The organism is Pseudomonas sp. GW823-FHT03E05 (assembly GCF_058796855.1).
On the sequence record NZ_JBXAJB010000001.1, the window covers coordinates 1,712,617 to 1,731,712 of the forward strand.

The window sequence follows — 19,096 nt, forward strand, 5'->3', positions numbered from 1 at the left end:
GGCCGGAGCCCGGTCCACGGATAAAATATGCGTGGCGTGCCTCGACAAGCGCTTCAGAGGGTTTCCACCAGCCGCACAGCGTTGCCGTCGGACAGGTTGAGGCGGGTCCAGCGGCACTGGCTGGGGGCGATGGGCACGATGGCCGAATCGTTGTGGCCGCTGAAGAATTCCAGGGACGGCGGCGCCAGCACTTCGCGCCAGCCCAGGTCATCCAGGGCGGCTTCCTTGCGCACGATTTCCTCGGTGCAGAAGCCCCACAGGGATTGCCCCAGCAGCTCACTCAAGGGCACGCCGAACTGCCCGGCGCGGGTGGCGGAACAGGCCAGCAGGCGGTGGGTCAGGTCGCACACCAGGTGCACGGCGCGCGGGCTGTCATTCACCAGCCGCGCCAGGGCCTGATCGGCGGCGGCGCTGAGGTTGGCCGCCAGCAGTTGCTCCAAGCGCGCACGCTCTGCCGGTTCCATGGCTTGCCGGCCGTTTTCCCAACGGGAAATGCTCGACTGCGCCACGCCGAACAGCTCTGCGGCGTGCTGCTGCTTGACCCGGTGCAACAGGCGCCAGCGCCTGAGGGCCAGGCCCAGATGGGGGGAGGTGAACGGGGCTGCGGGCATGGAATGAGTGATAGGGGTAAAGGGGCCGACAGTTTCGCAGCCCCGGCGCTTGACGGGCAACTGGCGCTGACCCACGCCATTCGCCCGGCCCGCCACAAGTTGCTGGACAGTGCAGTAAAAGCCCCGAAAAATCAGCGTCTTTGCCCTGCCCTCTACGGGCCGGGCGTCTGTGCCAAGGAGTTCGGCCCAATGCTCAATGTCCTGTTTGTCTGCAGCCAGAACAAGCTGCGCAGCCCCACCGCCGAGCAGCTGTTCGCCGACTGGCCGGGGATCGAGACCGCTTCGGCGGGGCTCAACCACGATGCCGAAGTGCCCCTGGGCCCGGAGCTGGTGCAATGGGCCGGGCTGATTGTGGTGATGGAAACCCGGCACCGGGAAAAACTGCGCAAGCGCTTCAAGGCGCAGTTGAACAACCAGCAGATTGTCTGCCTGAACATTCCCGATGATTACGAGTTCATGGACCCGGAGCTGATCCAGTTGCTGCAGCAGAAGGTGCCGCAGTTTCTTCCCGATGGCGGCGAGGCTCGCTGATATGCCCCTGATATTCAGGGCCCCACCTGAGCTGCGGGTGGAGCTGGACATCCTTGGCTACCAGTTCCCTGGCAGCCACGATCACCTGGACGCCAACTGGCTGATGGTGCAGGGCCGCATCGAGCATCCCCAGGGCGACTGGCGTTTCAAGGATGCCTGCCTGAGGACTCATGAGCTCGATCAATTGGCCCAGTGGCTACAGGCCCTAGATCAGCCCGAAGGCCCTCCCCGGCCCTGCTGGTTCACCGAGCCCTGCCTGGCGTTTCACTACCTGGGCGGCCCCGAGCCGCAGATCCAGATCCACTTTTGCCTTGAAGCCGCACCGCCCTGGCTGAACCCGGAGCAACGGCTGGACGGCTGCCAAGTGACGCTGCCCCTGGCCTGCAATGCCGTGCCTCGGCTGCTGGCAGGGCTGGATGCCCTGCGCCGGGATTTCCCCCAGCGCTGAACCACAGCCGCCCGTCTGTAGCCGCTGCCGCAGGCTGCGATAGGCACCGAAGGGGCCTAGGCGCCAGGGGGATCGCCTGCGAGCCTGCGGCTCGTGCGCAGCCTTCGGCAGCGGCTACAAGAAGCGGGGCACGCGCAGGGTTGGACTCTGTGTGGCCGCGAAGGAGCCTCGGTGGTGGTGGTGGTGGTTAGACGGAGCCGAGGGCGGCGATCAACGCTGGGGAGGCGTTGTACAGCGGCGTGCTGCCCTGCAACAGGATCTGCGCGCTGCGCCGGTAGGCGGCGCCATCGATCAGCAGCTCCCCACCGGCCAGCCGGGCATTGATCAGGGTCTCCAGCACTCCGGCGGGGTTTTCAATTGCCAGCGGGTACTCGCCCGGCTCCTCGCCTAGCACCGGCGCCCGCGCCAACAAGGCATGGGCCACGGTGCCCTCGGCCAGGCAGGCCGCCGCCAGGCAGCAACCGCCGGACACCGCCAGGGACGGGTGGGCGTTCTGCGGGGTGAAGTAGCGGGTGGCAATATCCCCACCCTCCCGCGCCGGGCTGACGATGCAGATCTTCGGGATGGTTTCGCTGCGCCGCAGGTCGTCGGCGCTCATCAGGCTGCCATCGCGCTTGCGCAGGCCCATGCGCAACCCGCCCAGCACCATCAGTTCCAGCAGGCGCGCCTTGAATTGCGGGTCGGCGTCCAGCTGGGCCGGGGTTTCCTCGCCGGTCTTGCCCAGGTCCGCCGCGCGCAGGATGACCATGGGCACCGCCACGTCGATGCAGGTGGCGGCGATGCCGTCCAGCAGGTCCACCCGTTTGCCGGTGGGGAACAGCGCGCCGGTCTTGGCCCCCACCGGCTTGTCGAGAAACAGGTCGACCCCGGGAAACACCCCGTTGACCCCGGGAATCCGCGTGTCGCTCAGCAGCCGGCCATTGGCGAAGCCCAGGCGCGCATACATCGTGGTCTGGGTGTTGCTGTTGTAGATCTCGATCTGCCCACCGCCCTCCCCGGGCTCCAGCCAGCCGCGCTGCAGGGCGTACAACGGCAGGGCCGCGGACATGTTGCCGCAGTTGACGCTCCAGTCGATGGCGCTCTTGCCCGCCGCCAGTTGCGCCAGGGTGCTGACCATGCGCGTCTCGCCGGGGCGGCGCTCGACGATGAACACCTTGTTGCTGGTGGGCCCGCCGCGCCCCAGGCCGGTGATCTGGCTGTTGCCCGGCCACTCGCCCTGCAGCGGCACGCCCATCAGGTGGCGCAGCAACTCTTCCACCAGCGCTTCGTCCCGGGGCAGCGCTTCGCGGGCCAGGATCAGCCCGGTGGAGGTGCCGCCACGGGCGTGGCACACGGGGAATTCAGGGATGGCAGCAGGCTTGGGCAGATCAGGCATGGCGGGCGCCTCCAGGGTGGGCGAATGGAGCAGCCCCTTGTCGCACGGGCAACGGGCGGCAGCGCAGCATGATAAACCGTCGCGGCCGATCCCGGGGCCTGTCGCTTGGCGATCCGGGGTCGCCCGATTGGACATCGTGCCCGGGGCCGATCACGACCTGGGCCTGAGCCATGCCGCCCAGGCGGCGCTATGGGCCGATCAGCACCTGGGCCTTGGCACGGGTGCTACAGGCCTGTAGCCCGAAGCGGCCAGGACGCCCTCGCGGCGCTTTTTTGACCGGCCCATTTGACTAACAGTCTTGAGCTTCTAGATTCCACTGGCGACCTCATGGAAGTGCATTTCGCCCGGTGCCCGACAGCTGTTGCGCCGCGCCCGGATGCTCGGTGGCCGCACGCTGCACAGCCGATGACACCCGGGCCTGGATCGCCAGGCCCATAGCGCGACAACAGGGAGCCGGACATGAACGAAAACATCGTGGATATCCTTGTCACCATTGACGTGGACACCATTCTGGAAAGCAACGGCAAGACCTTCGACGGCGGCAACACGCTGACCTTGAGCCAGCACAGCGCCACCCCCACCCAGCTCTACAACTACTACAGCAACGGCCAGCGCCTGTCCGACCAGGTGGTCTACATGGTGGCCCGCCGCGACAACACCGACGGGCCGGACGGCGGCTCCGAACTGGCGGTCAACCTGCGTCAGGGGGACATTGTCCGCTGGCGCGCCACCAGCCTGTCCAAGGGCATGTACAACGCGGTGCTGCTGTACCAGTACACCCAGACCAACCCGATACCGAGTGCCGGCAATCCGCCCTATCTGACCGACGTCACGCCGGTGGTCCTGGACAGCACGCCGCTGCCCATCATCGACAAGGACAACCCGGCCGGGCAGCCCATCGCGCAAAGCGTGCAGAACTACTACTGGCAGGCCAACGCCACCCGGGTCGGCTCGCGCATTACCTACACCTGGGCCTTCATGATCCTGGACAGCAACAACAAGGTGATCGCCTACTGCTCCTGGGACCCGTACTTCTCCATCCACTGATGGCCATGGCCTCTCCCCGTTGCGGGGAGAGGCTTGCTCCAGGCTTCAGGCGCGCCGGGCCAGCAACAGCACCGAGGCCGCCGCCGACAGCAACGCCGCGCAGCAACGATTGAACAGGCGCTTGCCCGCAGGCTCGCTGAACCAGCGGCGCATGTGCAGGCCCATCAGCGCATAGGCGCTGATGGCGATCCACTCCAGCAGCAGGAACAACAGCCCCAGCACCAGGAACTGCGAACCCACTGGCGCCCCGGGCTCGACGAACTGCGGCAGAAACGCGGTGAAGATCAGGATCGCCTTGGGATTGCCGATGGCCACCAGAAATTCCTGCCGGCTGAGGGCCAGCAGCCCGGACACCCGGCTGCGCTCCGCACTCTGCACCTGGGGGTCCGCGGTCCACAGCTGATAGGCCAGGTACAGCAGGTAGCCCGCGCCGAGAATCTTGATCCCGTAGAACAACAGCTCCGAGGCTTGCAGCACCACCGCCAGGCCGGCGGCGGCCAGGGCGATCATCAGGGCGAACGCTGCCAGGCGGCCGATGCCCGCCAGGCACGAGGTGCGAAAACCGTAGGTGCTGGCATTGCGCACCGACAGCAGGTTGTTCGGCCCGGGGGCCATGTTCAGGGCGAAACAGGCCGGGAGAAATAGCGCCAGGGTGGCGAGGTTCATAGGCACTCCAGAATCGGCAAGGCGTCGTTGTTGACCGGCAAGGAACATAAAACGCCTGGGCCCCGGGACACAAGCCAGCCCCGGCGATTACGCCCCGGCCAGGCGCAAGGCATAGGCGCGGATGTCCTGCGGCCAGTCCTCGATGCACTGTTGCAGGCGCGCCAGGTCCGCGGCGAACAGCGCCCGGGTGGCTTCTTCATAACCGGGAAGATCGCCGCCCATGGCCAGCATGAACTGGTAGGCCGCCTCTTGCGCGGCCCGCTGGCGCTGCGGTTCGGCGCCATGGCGCCGGGCTTCGTCCACCAGCCGGCGCAGCACCGCCGAGGCGCCACCGGGCTGCTCGGCCAGCCAGTCCCACTGGCGCGGCAACAGGGTCACTTCCCGAGCGATGACCCCCAGCTTGGGTCGCCCCCGCCCCCGGGGCGCAGCCTCTTCGCCCTCGACCGGCGCAGCAGCAGGCTGGCGCGGGCGATAGCGCCCGTTGCCCGGCGCCGGCGTGGCGGCCAGGCGCTGGCGCACTTCGTCCGGGGTGCCCCGCAGGTCGAGGTCGATGACCCGGCCGCTGGCATCGTCGAACACCAGCAACGGCTGCGGCGCCGCCTCTTCGCTGGCACGCTTGACCGCCAGCGCGACCTCCAGCAACGGGCCGGCCGCCAGCACCTGCTGGGCCTGAAACGCAGTGACGGGTTGGGTAAGTGAGTCGGACATGGTTATGGCCTCAAGGAAACGAGGCTGCATATTACCCGGGTATTAATAAGACAAGCAATAATACCCGGGTAATATTTAAGACTGCCGCTGTGGGGCCGGCTCGCTGTCGGCGGGCATCTCGATGCCCCAGTCGCCGTCCAGGTACCAGTCCTCCCCGAGCATTTCCGCCGGGTGCATGGTGCGATCGGAACCATTGCCGCAGGCCAGGGCATTGGCCGCGCAGTAGCGGTCGCAGCCCCAGCAGATCCGCTCGGGGTGTTTGGGGCGCAGGGGAAAGGGCTTGGCCATGGCGGCTCCCGGAACCTGGATGAAGGAGCCTGCACCTTAGAACCTGCGGGGCCTTCGAGCCTTGATCCCGATCACAATGGCAGGGTGCGGTCCTGGATCACCTGCTTCATCACCAGGGTCGAGGTCAGGCGCTGGACATTGGGCAAGGTCGACAGGCGCTCGTCATACAACCGCTGGAACGCCGGCAGGTCGCGGGTGATCACCTGCAGCAGGTAATCGGGTTCGCCAAACAGCCGCTGCGCCTCGACGATCTGGACAATGCCCTGCAAGGCAGTTTCGAAGGCCGCCACGGCCTGGTGATCGCCCTCGCGCAGGGTGACGAACACCATGGCCGAGAAATTCAACCCCAGGGCGCTGGGCGCCAGTTGTGCGCGATAGCCCAGGATCACCCCGGACTGCTCCAGCGCCCGTACCCGGCGATGGCAAGGGGACAGGCTGAGACCGACCCGCTCGGCCAGGTCGGTGACCGAAAGGCGGCCGTCAGCTTGCAGTTCGGCAAGAATCTTCTGATCAATCCGATCCATCTGAATAATTCTCCCCATTCGAAGGTTTTCAGTTGGAATATTAGAGAAAAAATCCCCCTCGATCTTCACTATTCTTTCTTCACACCTTGAAGCCCCTGTTCACCGCAGCTGTGCGGCGGTCGAGCCCCTGATGCCCGTGAGAAAGCCCCATGCCCTACCCCCTTGCCAAGCCGCACCCTGCGCTGCCTAGCGCGACCGCCTGCCCCGCCCACGCTACCTGCAGCCAGCCGAGGTAAGCCAGCATGGAACCGAGCATGTTGGCCGCGTTCTGGGCAGTGTCGCTGCTGTTCGTGATCACCCCCGGCGCCGACTGGGCCTATGCCATCTCTGCCGGGCTCAACGGCCGGGTGGTGATTCCCGCGGTATCCGGGCTGCTGAGCGGCCACCTGCTGGCGACCCTGGTGGTGGCCGCCGGGGTCGGCGGGCTGGTGGCGCGTTACCCCCTGGCCCTTGCGGGCCTGACCGTGGCCGGTGCCGGCTACCTGCTGTGGCTGGGCGTCGGCCTGCTGCGCCACCCGTCCACGCCACAGGCCGGCGCAGGCCAGGCCGATGCTTCCTGGGCACGCTGGTCGTTCAAGGGCCTGTGTGTCAGCGGCCTCAATCCCAAGGTCTTCCTGCTGTTCCTGGCCCTGCTGCCACAGTTCACCAGCCCCGCGGCCGCCTGGCCGGTGTCGCTGCAGATCCTCGCCCTGGGGCTGCTGCATGCCTTCAGTTGCGCGGTGATCTACCTGTTGGTGGGCTTCGGCTCGCGCACGGTTCTACAGGCGCGGCCGGTGGCGGCGCTGTGGGTCAGTCGCCTGTCGGGCGGGTTGATGGTCCTGATTGCGCTAGTGTTGCTGGCGGAACAACTCCTGGCTTGAGGAAGACCCATGCACAGCTTCAGACAACGGGCGGCTCGCGGGCTGCAAAGCGGTGACAGCTTCAGCCTGTCGCGATGCTTCACTCCCCAGGACATCCAGCGCTTTGCCGAGATTTCCCGGGACTACAACCCGGTGCACTACCACCCGCCCTTCGCCGAGGCCCGAGGGTTTCGCGAACCGGTGGCCCATGGCCTGCTGACCGCCAGCCTGGTGACCGAGATCGGCGGGCAGATCGGCTGGCTGGCCTCGGCGATGAGCTTCCAGTTCCGCCGCCCGGACTATGCGGGGGATACCGTGACCTGCCGCTGGCTGATCACCGAGGTGGATGCCCGGGAGCGGGCCACGGCGGTCATCACCCTGAGCAACGAAGATGGCGTGATCGTGCTCGAAGGCGAAACCCGCGGCGTGCTTCCCGGCGAACAGGAACGGCAGTTACTGAGCCAGATGCTCGCCGAAGGCGACCCGGGCAACCCCTTGGCTCGGTAGACCTCAAGACCTGCGACGCACCCAAAGCCCCCGTCGCTGGCAAGCCAGCGCCTACGCAAAGCCCCACCACTACCCCACCTCGTATGAGCCGGCTTGCCGGCGAAGAGGCCCTCAAGACCTGCGACGCCCCCGAAGACGCCTTCGCTGGCAAGCCAGCTCCTACACAAAGCCCCGCCACTACCCCACCTCGTAGGAGCCGGCTTGCCGGCGAAGAGGCCCTCAAGCCCTGCGGCGAACCCGAAGACGCCTTCGCTGGCAAGCCAGCTCCTACACAAAGCCCCGCCACCACGCCATCTCGTTGGGGCTGGCCGGGCACAGAATTTTCTCTGACAGCGGCTACGGGATCGCTATGATGGATCACCATGAACCCCAGCCCCGCGATCCGCCAACCCTGTCCACCCGGCGCCTGCATTTGCGAGCGCGAGCAGTTGCTGGACACCCCCGGAGCCGACCTGCGCATCCTCAATCTCACGCGCCAGGAGGAAAAACGCCTGCTCGAACGCCTGGAAAACCTCAAGGACCTGGCGGACCTGGAACACATGCAGCGGCGGATGTACGAACAACTGGGCATCCGCGTCCAGATCAGCCCCAGTGACAACGTGGTCCGCAGCATGCGCGGCATCGCCATTTCCCTGGGCGAGTTGCCCGGCCTGTGCCGCAAGACCCGGCAATCGATCCCGGCCGCCATCCGCCGGGCCATGGAGCAGCGCCCGGAAATCGCCTACCGCCTGCTGGACTCCCAGGACCTGTTGCGCGGCACCTGAGGGCCGCGCACTCAAGCGCCGCCCATACCGTTCAAGGCTTGCAGCCCGGGGCCTGAACCCGGAAACTTGCCGCTGCTTTTTCCAGGACTTCTCTCATGCAAAACACCCCATTGAACGCCGCCGACTTCGAAACCCTCGAAGACACCCTGCTCAAGTACGGCGACGACCACTCGGTACTCAACCCCTGCGAGCTGGACGGCTATTTCACCGCGCTGGTGTCGGGCCCGACCCAGGTGGATATCGCCGAATGGTTCCCGGCGATCTGGGGCGGCGAGAACCCCAATTGGGAAACTCCGCAAGAGTGCCGGCAGTTCATCGACCTGTGCGTGCGCCACATCAACACCCTGGCCGAACAACTGGCCAGTGATGCCCAGGGTTTCCATGCACGTTTCGAAACCACCGAACACCAGGGCCAGGACCTGTTGCTGGCCGAAGAATGGTGCTTTGGCTACCTGCGTGGCGTGGCCGTGGGCAACTGGCCGCAGATGCCGGCACCACAGACCGGCCTGTTGCAGACGATCATCGACTGTGCCGAACAGGACAACTTCGAACTGCCGGCCGACCTGGATCTGGAGCAGCATCGCCAGCAGGTAGCGGCCATCGAACCGGCGGCGCGGGCGCTGCATGCCTATTGGACGGCGCAGCGCTGAGGCTGACGCCAGCAGAAGCACCGCGGGGGCCCTAAGGGGCAAAAAAAGGCAGATTTCCCGCTCGGGGAAGTCTGCCAGCCAAGGACGGATAATGCCCATGTTCAAATGCATCAAGAGACTTTTCAGCCGGAATGCACCAGCGCAGCCGCAGCCGCAGGACATTCCCGCACCCGCCGCCCCTCCGACATTGGAGGAATATCTGTCCGGCTTGCCAACTTGCGATCATGAGCCCGACGAGGACTTCTACTACCGAACAGAAGCGGCTGACCAATGGACGCGATACTTCTCAAGCGAATTCACCATACCCTGCCGCAACCAGGGAGGAGGTCATTCCCAAGACCTGACGATGAACGAAGCGCTGAAAAATTACGCAGCCGTCCATGGTCTGGTGTACGTGTTCTACTACTACAGCCCATTCCCCTATGCACAAACGAAGATTGCCTCGCACCATAAGGAGTGCATTGAGGCTGCCTCAGGGCTGATCTCGCCTTACAAACATTGGATGCTCCTGTGCTTTCTGGCTCGCTATAAAAAAGACACCGCGGCGTTGACAGGGCGAACAAGCTTTGCCGATGGGACCCAAAACGATCAAGAGTGTCGATACATCATTTGCGATCCCCCCTGCCTGACCATTCCACGACAGGACATCCAACTTCACTTGAATGGTCATTGGTACTCATTGCCGGCCATCACCGATTTAACTCTAGGCCAGCTCATGGTGACTTGGCGCGATGATGCAACCTTCTGCGCTTCACGAGCCGCTTCACTACTCCTGGCCGTGAAAGTCTGATCAAAGGTCCATTCCCGTTTTAAGCAGGCATGGTGTGCGCCATGCCTGCAAAGCTGGGTGCGCTTCAACAGGGTAGTAGTAAGGCCCTCAGATCATTGGGTAGGCGCATATTCCTCAATCAGTTTCCACAGCAAACGGCCCATCGGTAGGCGGTAGATATCGCTGTGGGCCCCTCCTCCGGATCCCGGCGAGTTGAATTCGGTAATACCGTTAGAAGCGTCGATATAGGCCACTTTTCTGTCCGGGCCGGTGCTCTTGAACGGCTCGGCGCAGCCTTGCTGACCGTGCTTGCAGACTTCGAACCGACCTCCTGGAACTGCGGATGTGTCAGAAGCCGTCATGCACTCGAATATGCGCTGGTACTGGGGGTCGGTCGTATCGCAGGCCTTGTGGTATGAGCCGATCGATCCGGCAGGATCGGTCCAGACGATAAAGGGGGCGCCGGTCGCCGAATCGTTGGTGGCTGCAGTCAGCACCACCTTGGTCTTTTGAAGATGCCCGTAGTCCCGATAGGGAGCGCCTTCACGTCCGAGGTCCGGGGCAAAACGGTTGATGCTCATCGCCCCTTGCAAGCCAACGGCCAGATCAACCGGGCTGGTGACCATCGGCTGATCGGAGAACTGACTGCCAAGAGGCACCAGGGCCGGTGAACTGAACACCGCGCGAGTCATGGCGCGCGCCCCGAAACTGTGGCCTAGCGCAACAACCCTGGCCTTGCTGCCAGAGGCCGCCAGGCTGCGCGGAATGGTTTCGTTGAGCATCTTGTTCAGCCAGGACAAGCCTACTTCGTCCGCATCATTGGCCTTATTTGAATAGCTGAATACGTTGCCGAAGGAGTTGGACCAATAAGACGGCCAGGTCACGCCAATGACCAAGGGGCGGAAGTGACCAGTCACCTGATCATCGACCAGCGGTTTGATTGCCAGCGTCCTGTCGATCGGACTTTCTTGCTGTCCCTTGGCCGCTTCCAAAGAAGCGGCCATCAAGTTACCAGCCAAGTCATTGAAATTTCGTATTGCTTCTTGTTGGGCAGTGTTCCAGCCCATGACAATCACCAGAACATGGGTGTAACTACCTTGCCGAAGGTCCTGGGTCAAATTATTTTCCAGCGATAGCAGCGCATACTTTCCATAATCGTAAAACTGATAGGCATGGGCATCCACCTTGTCTAGGTTGGTGGATATTGAGCAGGCATGCCAGTCACTTATTTTCGCCAGATCATAGTTCTTTTTGACGAGTGATAATTGCTTTGCCGCGTAAGCGTTATATACAAAGCAATGATTCTTTGAAAGATAAGGATCACTTGCCCCGGCGGTGTCCTTGGCTATCGAGTTTTTTATGATGTGCGAAATGAACATCGCCTTAGAGTCACTTTCCTGAAATCTCCTGATCTGACTTGGTGTTCCCCAGCGGCTTGGTTCTTCCGCGCTGATGTATTGGCCGCTCCGTACGAAGCTGACCTGGGGATAAGCCTTGGGGCCGCCGACGATGGCCTGTGGGCTTTTTTCAATGGCCACGACATACCCTGGGTAATGCAAGGCGGTTCCGGATGGAAAATACAGGCTGGAATGGAAGTTTTTTGCATTGGTGCTATCCAGTTGCAATGCCGACTCATAAGGCTCCATGACCGACCCGGGTCCGGAACAACCAGCAACTCCTACTCCCAAGGCAATCAGGCTTAACCATTTGAGACGCATCATAACTAACTCCCTGGATCACTCCTGACCCTTATACTGACCTTCGCGCCGTAGACACATTAGTTAGAGGCAACGTGGACATCTTGCCTAGTCACAACACCACTATAGTCAGCAAGCGGCATTCAGCCAGCATCTCGATATATAAATATTAAGACTTACCTCTAAAGCCTTTTCCACATGAGATCAACTTTACTTCAACACTCCGACCTGCCCTCACTCGCTAGCACAAATCAAATTTAAATCCAGCCACTACTTGAAAAAACCTATTCGATAGCGAACTTATAGTTAGGCGACAATCAACTTTTACTTAATAAACACAAAAATAATCAATTACTACAAGATCAACTACGCCGGGCTCTGGCCAGTGCAGTGGCATGAGAATATTGGTTCCGCTGCTGGCCCGGCCCATGAGAAACGCCGCTGGCCCTACCCGGGCCAGCGGCGTTTTCATGCCTGCCATCAGGTGCTGCGCGGGGGTTACAGCAACTGGCGTTGCACCGCTTCATCCAGGGTGCTGCGGGCCAGTTGCTGGACCACGTCGCGGGTATCCGCCTGGAAAGGAATCGCCACGATCAGCAGCAGTTGCATCCAGGTACGCACCGACTCGCTCTTGCGAATCCGCCCCAGTTCCTTGCCGTCCTTGTCCTTGAACACCGTCTCCAGGGTGAAGGTGTTCTTCGCCGTGGACGGGATGATGAAGAAGGTGGCGCCGGTGATGATGGCCGAGGCCATGCTGAACTGTTCGTTGTTGTACAGGGTGGCTTCGGCGTACAGGTCCGACTCGACCTTGTCGGTGCTGACCCGGGCAAAGCGCCCGGACTGGCGGTAGGTATCGGCCACCGCCGCTTCCCAGGCGGCGGCCGGGGCGCCGGCGGCAGCATTGGCCGGGCCGCCATTGACCTGGTTCATCGCGGTGGTGCGCACGAAGGCCGTGGGTTTGTGTTGCTCCGCCTGGGCGGTGGGTGGCCAGGCCGTGACCGGTGCCAGTTCGTGTTGCGAATAGGACACGCAGCCGCTCAGCAGTACCGCGGCCAGCACCAGTAGGTGCTTGATGGAACCGAACATGTGACGCTCCTTGATCCTAGTGCGCCAACCGGGCGGTGGCGTTGTCGAGCAATTTGGCAACCAGCTCGTTGAGCTGCTTGGCGCCCTGGGTCGGGGCCCAGTATTCGCGCCCGTAGAGACCGACATTGCGCTCGAACTTGAGCTGCTCCCTGGCGCTGGCCAGTTCCTTGCCGTCGCGATCAACGATCGACAGATCACCGGCCAGGTCGAAGCTGTCGACGTAGATCGGGCCATTGACCCAGATCCACAGCGTCAGGGTCAGCAGGGCCCCCGGCACATAGCCCGGGTGCGGCCCGCGATGGCCCTTGAGGGAGGTCATGTTGAACTTCAGCACCACGTCGTTTTCCCCCAGGCGGGTAGGAAACTCGCTGAGTTGCTGGAAGTAGCCGGCGCTCTTGACGTAGGGCGTCAGCTGGGCGGTCAGGGAGCGGCTGATGGCGGTGCGGGTGGCTTCGTCGATACCGGCGGCGGAAACCTGCACATCGGCGATTTGCGCGGTGCGCGGGCTGCTGGCAGGCGCGGGATGCAGCGGTGCGCCCAGGGGGCCGGTGACGTTGTAGGACACACAGCCGGTCAGCGCCAGGGTGGCGACAAGGGCGGTGGCCCTGAGGAGGGTTCTGAACACGAAATATCCTTATTGAGGGACGGACAGCACCAACGTCTCGACCCCGGCGCCCAGAACTTTAGGAAAACCTCGCATTCGGTTGGGCGCTACAGGCCCGCTGCCGGGCCTTATTGATAGTCCTCTTCATAGGCCTGGAGCAGATTGAACAAGTGCTCCTGGGGCATCGCGCAGTCCTCCAGCGCTTCGGGCGCAACACCGTTCCACTCCTCATCGGGGTCGCTTTCGACAATCAGCAGCGGCACCTGGGCGTTGTTGCAGAAGGCGAGGATGTCGCGCAGTTCCTGCCCACGTTCCACATGGTCGTTGTGAAACAGCTTGGCGCTGTAGAAGAAGCCCTCGGCGCCACGGCGCAGATAGCCCTGGGCAACGCTCAGGGACAGGCCCAGGCGTTGATGGAGAAACTTGACCAGCGCCAGGTCAGTGCTAGGAGTCGCGGCGGCGATGCTTATTCTGGACATGGCAGGTTCCTTGATAAATCGGCGGGCAGCCCTCGCCCTGCTACTCGGGGCGCCACAGTTCGAGCCCCTCCACATGGCGCTCGATGTCGTTCATGTCGTCCTCCCCCAGGGTACGGTCGAAGGGTTCGCTGAGAATCCTGCGCACCTGGGCCAGGCGCTGGGTGACCTGCTGGTTATCGATGAAATCGGTGGTGGCGCGCTGGTAGTCGGCCACGGGTTTATCCATGTAGTAGGCGCCCATCTTGTGCAACGAGATCAAGACGAACTCCAGCTCCGCCAGGGCCTGCAGCGCCTGCTCGCCAGAGAGGGTGATGGTGCGGTTGCTTTCCAGCATCGAAACTTCCTTGGTGCTCAACAGTTGGACAGAACGCCGCCTGGGCGGCGTGCGGCGCGCGCTTCAATCAGGCAGGCCACCGCCCATGCTGATCATGGCCTGGCCGGGCTGAACAGCAGGCCCGGCTGACACCGCTCACCGACTCGGTGCCGGAGCCAGCTTGAGCCGGGTCGGATCGACCGCGCAGGCCATGTTGCGCAGCTCCCCGATCAACGATTGACGGGGAAAGGCGGCCCATTGCGCAAGATCATCCTTGCGCATGACCTCCACGCCCTGGGCGAAGGGCTCGGAGAAGTACACCCGGCCGAATTGCGCCGACTCATCCTTCTCGCAGTTGATCACCCGGGTCGCGCGGGAGCTGTAGATCGGCGGCTTGCCACCGCCCAGCGCAGCAGGCTTGGCGTAGTTGTTGACCAGATAGAACTGCCGCAGGTTCGGGTTGTTCTGGTAGAGGGCCAGCGAGTTGGCGGCAAAGTAGGTGGCCAGTTCCGGGCTTTCCAGCACCTTGAACATGCCGTCCGGACGCTGCGGCGCCGGGGCCTCCCCGGGGGTACCCGAATGCGCGCAACCGGCGAGCAAAAGCGCCGCGCTCAAGCTCGACAGCTTGTTCATCGGCCCGCTCCCTGGGCCAGGTCCGGCCGCTCCTGCTCCAGCAATGGCTGATCGACAGTGCCCTGCAGCGAGCAGAGCAAACGGGTCTTGCCGTCTTCCTGGCTGAGCATGAGGATCTTTTCCGCGGAGCCCGGCGCCGGGGCGATGCCCGAAGCGGCGGCCGGGTTGTCCTGCCAGGGGGCCGCGGCGTTGAGTTTGATCTGCGGCCGGGAGACGAAGTATTCGCCAGTCTCCTGCCAACCGGCCTGGGGCAGCGCGGCCATGACGGCCTCGCGGCTGGCATCGATTTCAAAGCCCCAGAAGTGAAAGGTGCCCTGCTCGCCCAGGTCGAACTGGCGGTCGTAGTAGGCGGTCAGGGGCAGGCCCTGATCCAGCAGCGGCCGGGAAAACGCCATCAGCGCGGTGGCGCTGTCGCGGCGCTCCGCCACCGGAATCCAGGCGATGCCCTGGCGCTGATTCTCCGCCAGTTTCACCACCTGCCCGAGCTCGGCGCGCTGCTGATACAGGGCCTTGAAAAAACTCGGCTGGCACTCCAGCAGGCTCTGGCTGAGGCTCGCTGCCTGGGCAGCGCCGGCACTCAAGCCCAGGAGCAAGGCCAACAGCGGTGAGGTGGAAAGGCGGGGCAAGGTGCGCGTCCGTTGCATGGTCTGGAGCATCCTGAGCAGGCGAAAAAAAACGCGACTCTACTCCCGCCGGCACCGCCGAGACAAATCCGCCTGCAGGCACCAGGCCTGCATGGCAGAGCGGCGCCGCAGCCGGTTCAGAGGAAAATACCGCCCTTGAGGTACAAGGCGCCGTAGCCGCTGATGATCACCCGCCCGTTGTCCAGCACCTGGCACTGCAACTGGCCCTTGCGCGCCCCGCCCTGCTGCGCCCGCAACTGACGCTTGCCCAGGCGCGCGGCCCAGTAAGGCGCCAGGGAGGTATGGGCGGAACCGGTGACCGGGTCTTCATTGACCCCGACCCGCGGGCCGAACCAGCGCGAGACGAAATCGAATGCCCGGGACGGCGCCGTCACGGCGATGCCGCGCACATCGAAGGCGGCCAGTGCGGCGAAATCGGGCTTGAGCGCCTCCACCAGAGATTCGTCGTCCACCACCAGCAGGTAATCGTCGGTGCGGTACAGGGCCTCGGCCGCCGGCAACCCCAGGGCTTGCAGCAGGGCCGGGGGAATCGCCACGGCTTCGGGCTGCTTGGCGGGAAAGTCCATGGACAGCAGGCCGCCCTCGCGGCTCACCCGCAACTCGCCGCTGCGGGTGGCAAAGCGCAGCACGTCGCGGCGCTCGCCCAACTGCTCGAACAGCACCCAGGCCGCCGCCAGGGTGGCGTGCCCGCACAGGTCGACCTCCACCGTGGGGGTGAACCAGCGCAGTTCGAAGACTTCGCCCCGGGGCACGAAATAGGCGGTTTCCGACAGGTTGTTCTCCAGGGCGATGCGCTGCAGGACCTCGTCCGGCAACCAGGCATCCAGGGGGCACACCGCCGCCGGGTTGCCACCGAAGACGTGGGAGGTAAAGGCATCCACTTGAAAGATATCGAGCTGCATCGCGGTCATTCCTCGGCGCCTTGGGCGCGGATCTGTTCCAGGTAGTTGTAGATGGTGTAGCGGGTCACCCCCAGGGCCGCGGCGGCCTTTTCGATCCCGCCCTTGACGATGAACACCCCGCGCTCCTGCATCTGGCGCACGGCGTCGAGCTTGTGTTGCTTGCTCATGCGCGCCCCGTTTCCCGGGCAGGCGCCCTGGATGATCTGGGCCAGCAACTGTTCCATGTCGGGGGCTTCGTCGCGGCGCGGCGCAGGCGCGCTGCCCAGGCCCAGCAACTGCCCGAGGCAGGCATGAGCGGCGGCGATACCACTCAGGTCGCTGTTGCTGCACAGGCTGGCGAAGGGCTGCCCGCTGCTGTCGCGAAAGATCACCGTGGAACTGCGCAGCTCGCGGCCGTCGGGGGCCAGGGTCGGGTAGTTCTCCAGCACCAGCGGGGTCGCCGCGGAGCGGTCTTGCAGGGCGCGTCGCACCGCGGCAAAACCCAGGTCCTGGCGCGGCCCGACCAGCACCGGGTCGCCTACCCGGCGCCCGGTGACATGACCATTGGCGATGGCGACGATCGAGCACTCGGGACGGTCAAGGTCATGCAGGACAATCTCCACGTGCCGGCCGACCACGCTGCCCAGCATCTGCAAAGTGCTGTGCAGCACCTGCAGCACCAGCTGACGTTCGACAAGCAGGGAAGCGCAAGATCGGTTCATGGGTGACTACCAAGGTGAACGGCCAGGAAAAATATCAACACTTTGTTGAATATTCAACTTCTTGTTCGATTGATCCCGGTCATGCCCGCCCATCATGGCAATTGCATAGCCAAGGGCATTGCTGCAATATTCGCAAATGTAAAACGTTCTCATTAAATATCCCCATTCAAGTGCTCTGCCCCATGACCCCCAACCTGCTTCTCGTGGAAGACGACGCCCGACTGCGCGACGACCTGGACCTGCATTTCCGCCAGCGCGGCTTTACCGTCACCACCTGCACCGACGGCCGCCAGGGGCTGGCCGTGGTGCGCGCCGGCCACTTCGACCTGGTGCTGCTGGACATCATGCTGCCGGGCATGGACGGCCTGGCCCTGCTGGAAACCCTGCGCCAGGAACAGGGCACGCCGGTGATGCTGATGTCGGCCCTGGGCGCCGAGCAGGACCGCATCACCGGCTTTACCCGAGGCGCCGACGACTACCTGCCCAAGCCCTTCAGCCTGGCCGAACTGGACGCCCGCGCCGACGCCCTGCTGCGGCGTATGGCCCGGGTGCAACAGCTGCAGGCCACGCGCCAGGACCCGCACCTGAGCTTCGACGACCAGGCCCAGGACATACTGCACCAGGGCCGCGCAGCGGGCCTGACCGGCTCGGAATACCGGCTGCTGGCGACCCTGCGCGAGCACCCCGGGGAAACCCTGAGCAAGCCGTTTCTCTATCAGCACGTGCTGCACCGCATCTACACGAGGCTCGATCGCGGCCTGGATGTACACGTGTGCAACCTGCGGCGCAAACTCGCCGACCTTGGGGTGCAGCACCTGCAGATCCAGGCGGTGCGCGGCGCGGGCTACATCCTGGTGGAAGCGGAACGCCACTGATGCGCCGTCACCCCCTGCTGTGGAAACTGGCGCTGTTGCAGATCGGCTTCTGCCTGCTGCTGACCTGGATCATCTGGACCTGGGGCCTGTCGGCCGAGCGCAGCACCTATTTTCTCGACCCCGCCGACCGCCAGTACCTGGCCAGCTACGCCCAGCAGGCCGAGCACGCCTGGCGCCAGGGCGGCGTGGCCGCGGTCGATGAGTTCCAGCGACAACTGGCAACCCGGGAAGACACCTGGGTCGCGGTGATCGGCGATCGCCTGCAGAGCCTGGGCAGCACGCCGCTGACCGCCGAGGAAGCCAGCCACCTGACCTTCATGCGCAAGCTCGACTGGCCCATGAGCCGGCGCCTGCAGGACGAGTTGCCCTACGTCAGCATCGAATTCCCCGAGCACCCGGAGCAAGGCCGGCTGGTGCTGCAACTGCCCGAGCGCCTGCTGCCCAGCGGCCTGACGCCCTGGACCCACGTGCTCAGCCATGGCGTGGTGCCGACCCTGCTGGCCGCCCTGCTCGGCCTGTTGCTCTACCGCCACCTGGTGCTGCCGTTGAACCGCCTGCGCGACCGCGCCGATGCCTTGCGCGCCGACGACCTGGAAAGCCAGGGGCTGGGCACGCCCCTGGTGAACCGCCACGACGAACTGGGAGAACTGGCCCTGGCCTTCGAGCACATGGCCGAGCGCCTGCGCCAGAGCCTGGCCCAGCAGCGCCTGCTGCTGCGCACGCTGTCCCACGAGCTGCGCACGCCCCTGGCGCGGTTGCGCATCGCCCATGACAGCCGGTTGCCGCCGGAGCAGTTGCGCCAGCGCCTGGACCGGGAAATCGCCGACATGCAGCGCCTGCTGGAAGACACCCTGGACCTGGCCTGGCTCGACACCGAGCGCCCGCAACTGCCTACCGAAGCGGTGCAGGTGCTGTCGATCTGGGAAGCCCTGCGCCAGGACGCCTGCTTCGAAAGCGCCTGGGACGCCGAGAGCCTGCCCTGCCTGCTGGACGCCGAGTGCCGGGTCCAGGTGCACCTGGACAGCATCGCCCAGGCCCTGGAGAACCTGCTGCGCAACGCGATCCGCTACTCCCCCGCCGGCGGCCGGGTGAGCCTGCGCGGCTGGCGCGAAGGCGCCTATTGGCACCTGTGCCTGGAAGACCAGGGACCAGGGGTTGCCGAACAGGACCTGCAACGCATCTTCCAGCCCTACCAGCGCCTGGACTCGGCCCAGGGCGACGGCTTCGGCCTGGGCCTGGCCATTGCCCGGCGCGCCGTGGAGCTGCACCAGGGGCGGATCTGGGCCAGCAACGGCCACCCCGGGCTGTGCATGCACCTGCTGCTACCCGCCGCCTAGGCCCGGCACAAGCGCGCCCGGCCCCCTGACAAAACCTCGCCCCGACCTGGAAGTGTTTAGAAAGTTAATGCGCTTTACTCGCAAATAGCAGTCATTAT

Annotated in this window: 25 protein-coding genes; 10 read left to right on the plus strand and 15 right to left on the minus strand. The window is 64.4% G+C overall.

Annotation, left to right across the window (positions count from 1 at the left end; translation table 11 throughout):
* Nucleotides 1-53 precede the first annotated feature (53 nt).
* A complete protein-coding gene (locus AC1RCO_RS07380) occupies nt 54-611 on the minus strand; it encodes a helix-turn-helix domain-containing protein (protein WP_401020233.1) in 558 nt (185 codons plus the stop codon).
* A gap of 189 nt (nt 612-800) precedes the next feature.
* Between AC1RCO_RS07380 and AC1RCO_RS07385 the strand changes: the two genes are divergently transcribed.
* Nucleotides 801-1,142, plus strand: a complete 342-nt coding sequence (locus tag AC1RCO_RS07385) for a low molecular weight protein tyrosine phosphatase family protein (protein ID WP_346624188.1) — start codon at nt 801-803, stop codon at nt 1,140-1,142.
* Nucleotide 1,143: 1 nt separating this feature from the next.
* Entirely contained in the window at nt 1,144-1,590 is a 447-nt protein-coding gene (locus tag AC1RCO_RS07390; RefSeq protein ID WP_445495896.1) for a WapI family immunity protein, read from the plus strand.
* Between the two features lie 187 nt (nt 1,591-1,777).
* On the opposite strand, the gene AC1RCO_RS07395 is transcribed toward AC1RCO_RS07390, so the two are convergent.
* Complete coding sequence (locus tag AC1RCO_RS07395) at nt 1,778-2,965, minus strand: PrpF domain-containing protein (protein ID WP_220224262.1); 1,188 nt, start codon at nt 2,963-2,965, stop codon at nt 1,778-1,780.
* A 459-nt stretch (nt 2,966-3,424) separates the two neighbouring features.
* Here AC1RCO_RS07395 and AC1RCO_RS07400 point away from each other — a divergent pair, with 459 nt between their 5' ends.
* Nucleotides 3,425-4,012, plus strand: coding sequence for an AidA/PixA family protein (locus tag AC1RCO_RS07400; RefSeq protein ID WP_019093798.1), 588 nt, complete (start codon nt 3,425-3,427; stop codon nt 4,010-4,012).
* Between the two features lie 45 nt (nt 4,013-4,057).
* On the opposite strand, the gene AC1RCO_RS07405 is transcribed toward AC1RCO_RS07400, so the two are convergent.
* The 4 genes from AC1RCO_RS07405 to AC1RCO_RS07420 form a co-directional block, all read right to left on the minus strand.
* The gene (locus AC1RCO_RS07405; RefSeq protein ID WP_011060979.1) at nt 4,058-4,678 is read right to left on the minus strand and encodes a LysE family translocator; all 621 of its coding nucleotides are present in this window, start codon (nt 4,676-4,678) and stop codon (nt 4,058-4,060) included.
* Nucleotides 4,679-4,765: 87 nt separating this feature from the next.
* Nucleotides 4,766-5,416: a DUF2239 family protein gene (locus AC1RCO_RS07410; RefSeq protein ID WP_404673197.1), complete on the minus strand. Its 651-nt coding sequence runs from the start codon at nt 5,414-5,416 to the stop codon at nt 4,766-4,768.
* A 45-nt stretch (nt 5,417-5,461) separates the two neighbouring features.
* On the minus strand, nt 5,462-5,674 hold the full coding sequence (locus tag AC1RCO_RS07415) for a DUF3079 domain-containing protein (protein WP_404673198.1): 213 nt from the start codon (nt 5,672-5,674) through the stop codon (nt 5,462-5,464).
* 71 nt (nt 5,675-5,745) lie between these two features.
* On the minus strand, nt 5,746-6,198 hold the full coding sequence (locus AC1RCO_RS07420; protein WP_011060976.1) for an Lrp/AsnC family transcriptional regulator: 453 nt from the start codon (nt 6,196-6,198) through the stop codon (nt 5,746-5,748).
* 242 nt (nt 6,199-6,440) lie between these two features.
* On the opposite strand from AC1RCO_RS07420, the gene AC1RCO_RS07425 reads away from it, so the two are divergent.
* From AC1RCO_RS07425 to AC1RCO_RS07445, 5 genes are all read left to right on the plus strand, one after another.
* Nucleotides 6,441-7,058: a LysE family translocator gene (locus tag AC1RCO_RS07425; protein ID WP_011060975.1), complete on the plus strand. Its 618-nt coding sequence runs from the start codon at nt 6,441-6,443 to the stop codon at nt 7,056-7,058.
* A 9-nt stretch (nt 7,059-7,067) separates the two neighbouring features.
* Nucleotides 7,068-7,544 carry a MaoC family dehydratase gene (locus AC1RCO_RS07430; RefSeq protein ID WP_492617592.1) on the plus strand — a complete coding sequence of 159 codons (477 nt, stop codon included), beginning with the start codon at nt 7,068-7,070 and terminating at the stop codon, nt 7,542-7,544.
* 362 nt (nt 7,545-7,906) lie between these two features.
* Nucleotides 7,907-8,308 (plus strand): hypothetical protein, encoded by a 402-nt coding sequence (locus AC1RCO_RS07435; protein WP_015635375.1) that lies wholly within the window; start codon nt 7,907-7,909, stop codon nt 8,306-8,308.
* A 95-nt stretch (nt 8,309-8,403) separates the two neighbouring features.
* The gene (locus AC1RCO_RS07440) at nt 8,404-8,958 is read left to right on the plus strand and encodes a UPF0149 family protein (protein ID WP_065363862.1); all 555 of its coding nucleotides are present in this window, start codon (nt 8,404-8,406) and stop codon (nt 8,956-8,958) included.
* Nucleotides 8,959-9,055: 97 nt separating this feature from the next.
* A complete protein-coding gene (locus AC1RCO_RS07445; RefSeq protein WP_225368753.1) occupies nt 9,056-9,748 on the plus strand; it encodes a hypothetical protein in 693 nt (230 codons plus the stop codon).
* A gap of 92 nt (nt 9,749-9,840) precedes the next feature.
* Here the strand turns inward: AC1RCO_RS07445 and AC1RCO_RS07450 are convergent, their stop codons facing one another.
* The 9 genes from AC1RCO_RS07450 to AC1RCO_RS07490 all read right to left on the minus strand — a co-directional run bounded on the left by AC1RCO_RS07450 (nt 9,841) and on the right by AC1RCO_RS07490 (nt 16,786).
* Nucleotides 9,841-11,448, minus strand: a complete 1,608-nt coding sequence (locus AC1RCO_RS07450) for an alpha/beta hydrolase (RefSeq protein ID WP_492617593.1) — start codon at nt 11,446-11,448, stop codon at nt 9,841-9,843.
* A 474-nt stretch (nt 11,449-11,922) separates the two neighbouring features.
* The gene (locus tag AC1RCO_RS07455; RefSeq protein WP_011060970.1) at nt 11,923-12,510 is read right to left on the minus strand and encodes a hypothetical protein; all 588 of its coding nucleotides are present in this window, start codon (nt 12,508-12,510) and stop codon (nt 11,923-11,925) included.
* 16 nt (nt 12,511-12,526) lie between these two features.
* Complete coding sequence (locus AC1RCO_RS07460; protein ID WP_041752195.1) at nt 12,527-13,135, minus strand: hypothetical protein; 609 nt, start codon at nt 13,133-13,135, stop codon at nt 12,527-12,529.
* 107 nt (nt 13,136-13,242) lie between these two features.
* Complete coding sequence (locus AC1RCO_RS07465; RefSeq protein ID WP_404673199.1) at nt 13,243-13,593, minus strand: hypothetical protein; 351 nt, start codon at nt 13,591-13,593, stop codon at nt 13,243-13,245.
* A 40-nt stretch (nt 13,594-13,633) separates the two neighbouring features.
* Nucleotides 13,634-13,927, minus strand: a complete 294-nt coding sequence (locus AC1RCO_RS07470; protein ID WP_492617594.1) for a hypothetical protein — start codon at nt 13,925-13,927, stop codon at nt 13,634-13,636.
* Nucleotides 13,928-14,062: 135 nt separating this feature from the next.
* The gene (locus tag AC1RCO_RS07475; RefSeq protein WP_011060965.1) at nt 14,063-14,539 is read right to left on the minus strand and encodes a surface-adhesin E family protein; all 477 of its coding nucleotides are present in this window, start codon (nt 14,537-14,539) and stop codon (nt 14,063-14,065) included.
* The gene (locus AC1RCO_RS07480) at nt 14,536-15,183 is read right to left on the minus strand and encodes a hypothetical protein (protein WP_053158042.1); all 648 of its coding nucleotides are present in this window, start codon (nt 15,181-15,183) and stop codon (nt 14,536-14,538) included. The genes AC1RCO_RS07475 and AC1RCO_RS07480 overlap by 4 nt, the downstream gene beginning before the upstream one ends.
* Nucleotides 15,184-15,299: 116 nt before the next feature.
* Complete coding sequence (locus AC1RCO_RS07485; protein WP_220224401.1) at nt 15,300-16,085, minus strand: PhzF family phenazine biosynthesis protein; 786 nt, start codon at nt 16,083-16,085, stop codon at nt 15,300-15,302.
* Nucleotides 16,086-16,090: 5 nt separating this feature from the next.
* Complete coding sequence (locus tag AC1RCO_RS07490; protein WP_072442154.1) at nt 16,091-16,786, minus strand: helix-turn-helix transcriptional regulator; 696 nt, start codon at nt 16,784-16,786, stop codon at nt 16,091-16,093.
* A 182-nt stretch (nt 16,787-16,968) separates the two neighbouring features.
* Here AC1RCO_RS07490 and AC1RCO_RS07495 point away from each other — a divergent pair, with 182 nt between their 5' ends.
* Together AC1RCO_RS07495 and AC1RCO_RS07500 are read left to right on the plus strand one after the other, a co-directional pair.
* Nucleotides 16,969-17,661, plus strand: coding sequence for a response regulator transcription factor (locus AC1RCO_RS07495; protein WP_492617595.1), 693 nt, complete (start codon nt 16,969-16,971; stop codon nt 17,659-17,661).
* Nucleotides 17,661-18,998: a HAMP domain-containing sensor histidine kinase gene (locus AC1RCO_RS07500; RefSeq protein WP_492617596.1), complete on the plus strand. Its 1,338-nt coding sequence runs from the start codon at nt 17,661-17,663 to the stop codon at nt 18,996-18,998. Before AC1RCO_RS07495 ends, AC1RCO_RS07500 begins: the two co-directional genes overlap by 1 nt.
* Nucleotides 18,999-19,096 lie beyond the last annotated feature (98 nt).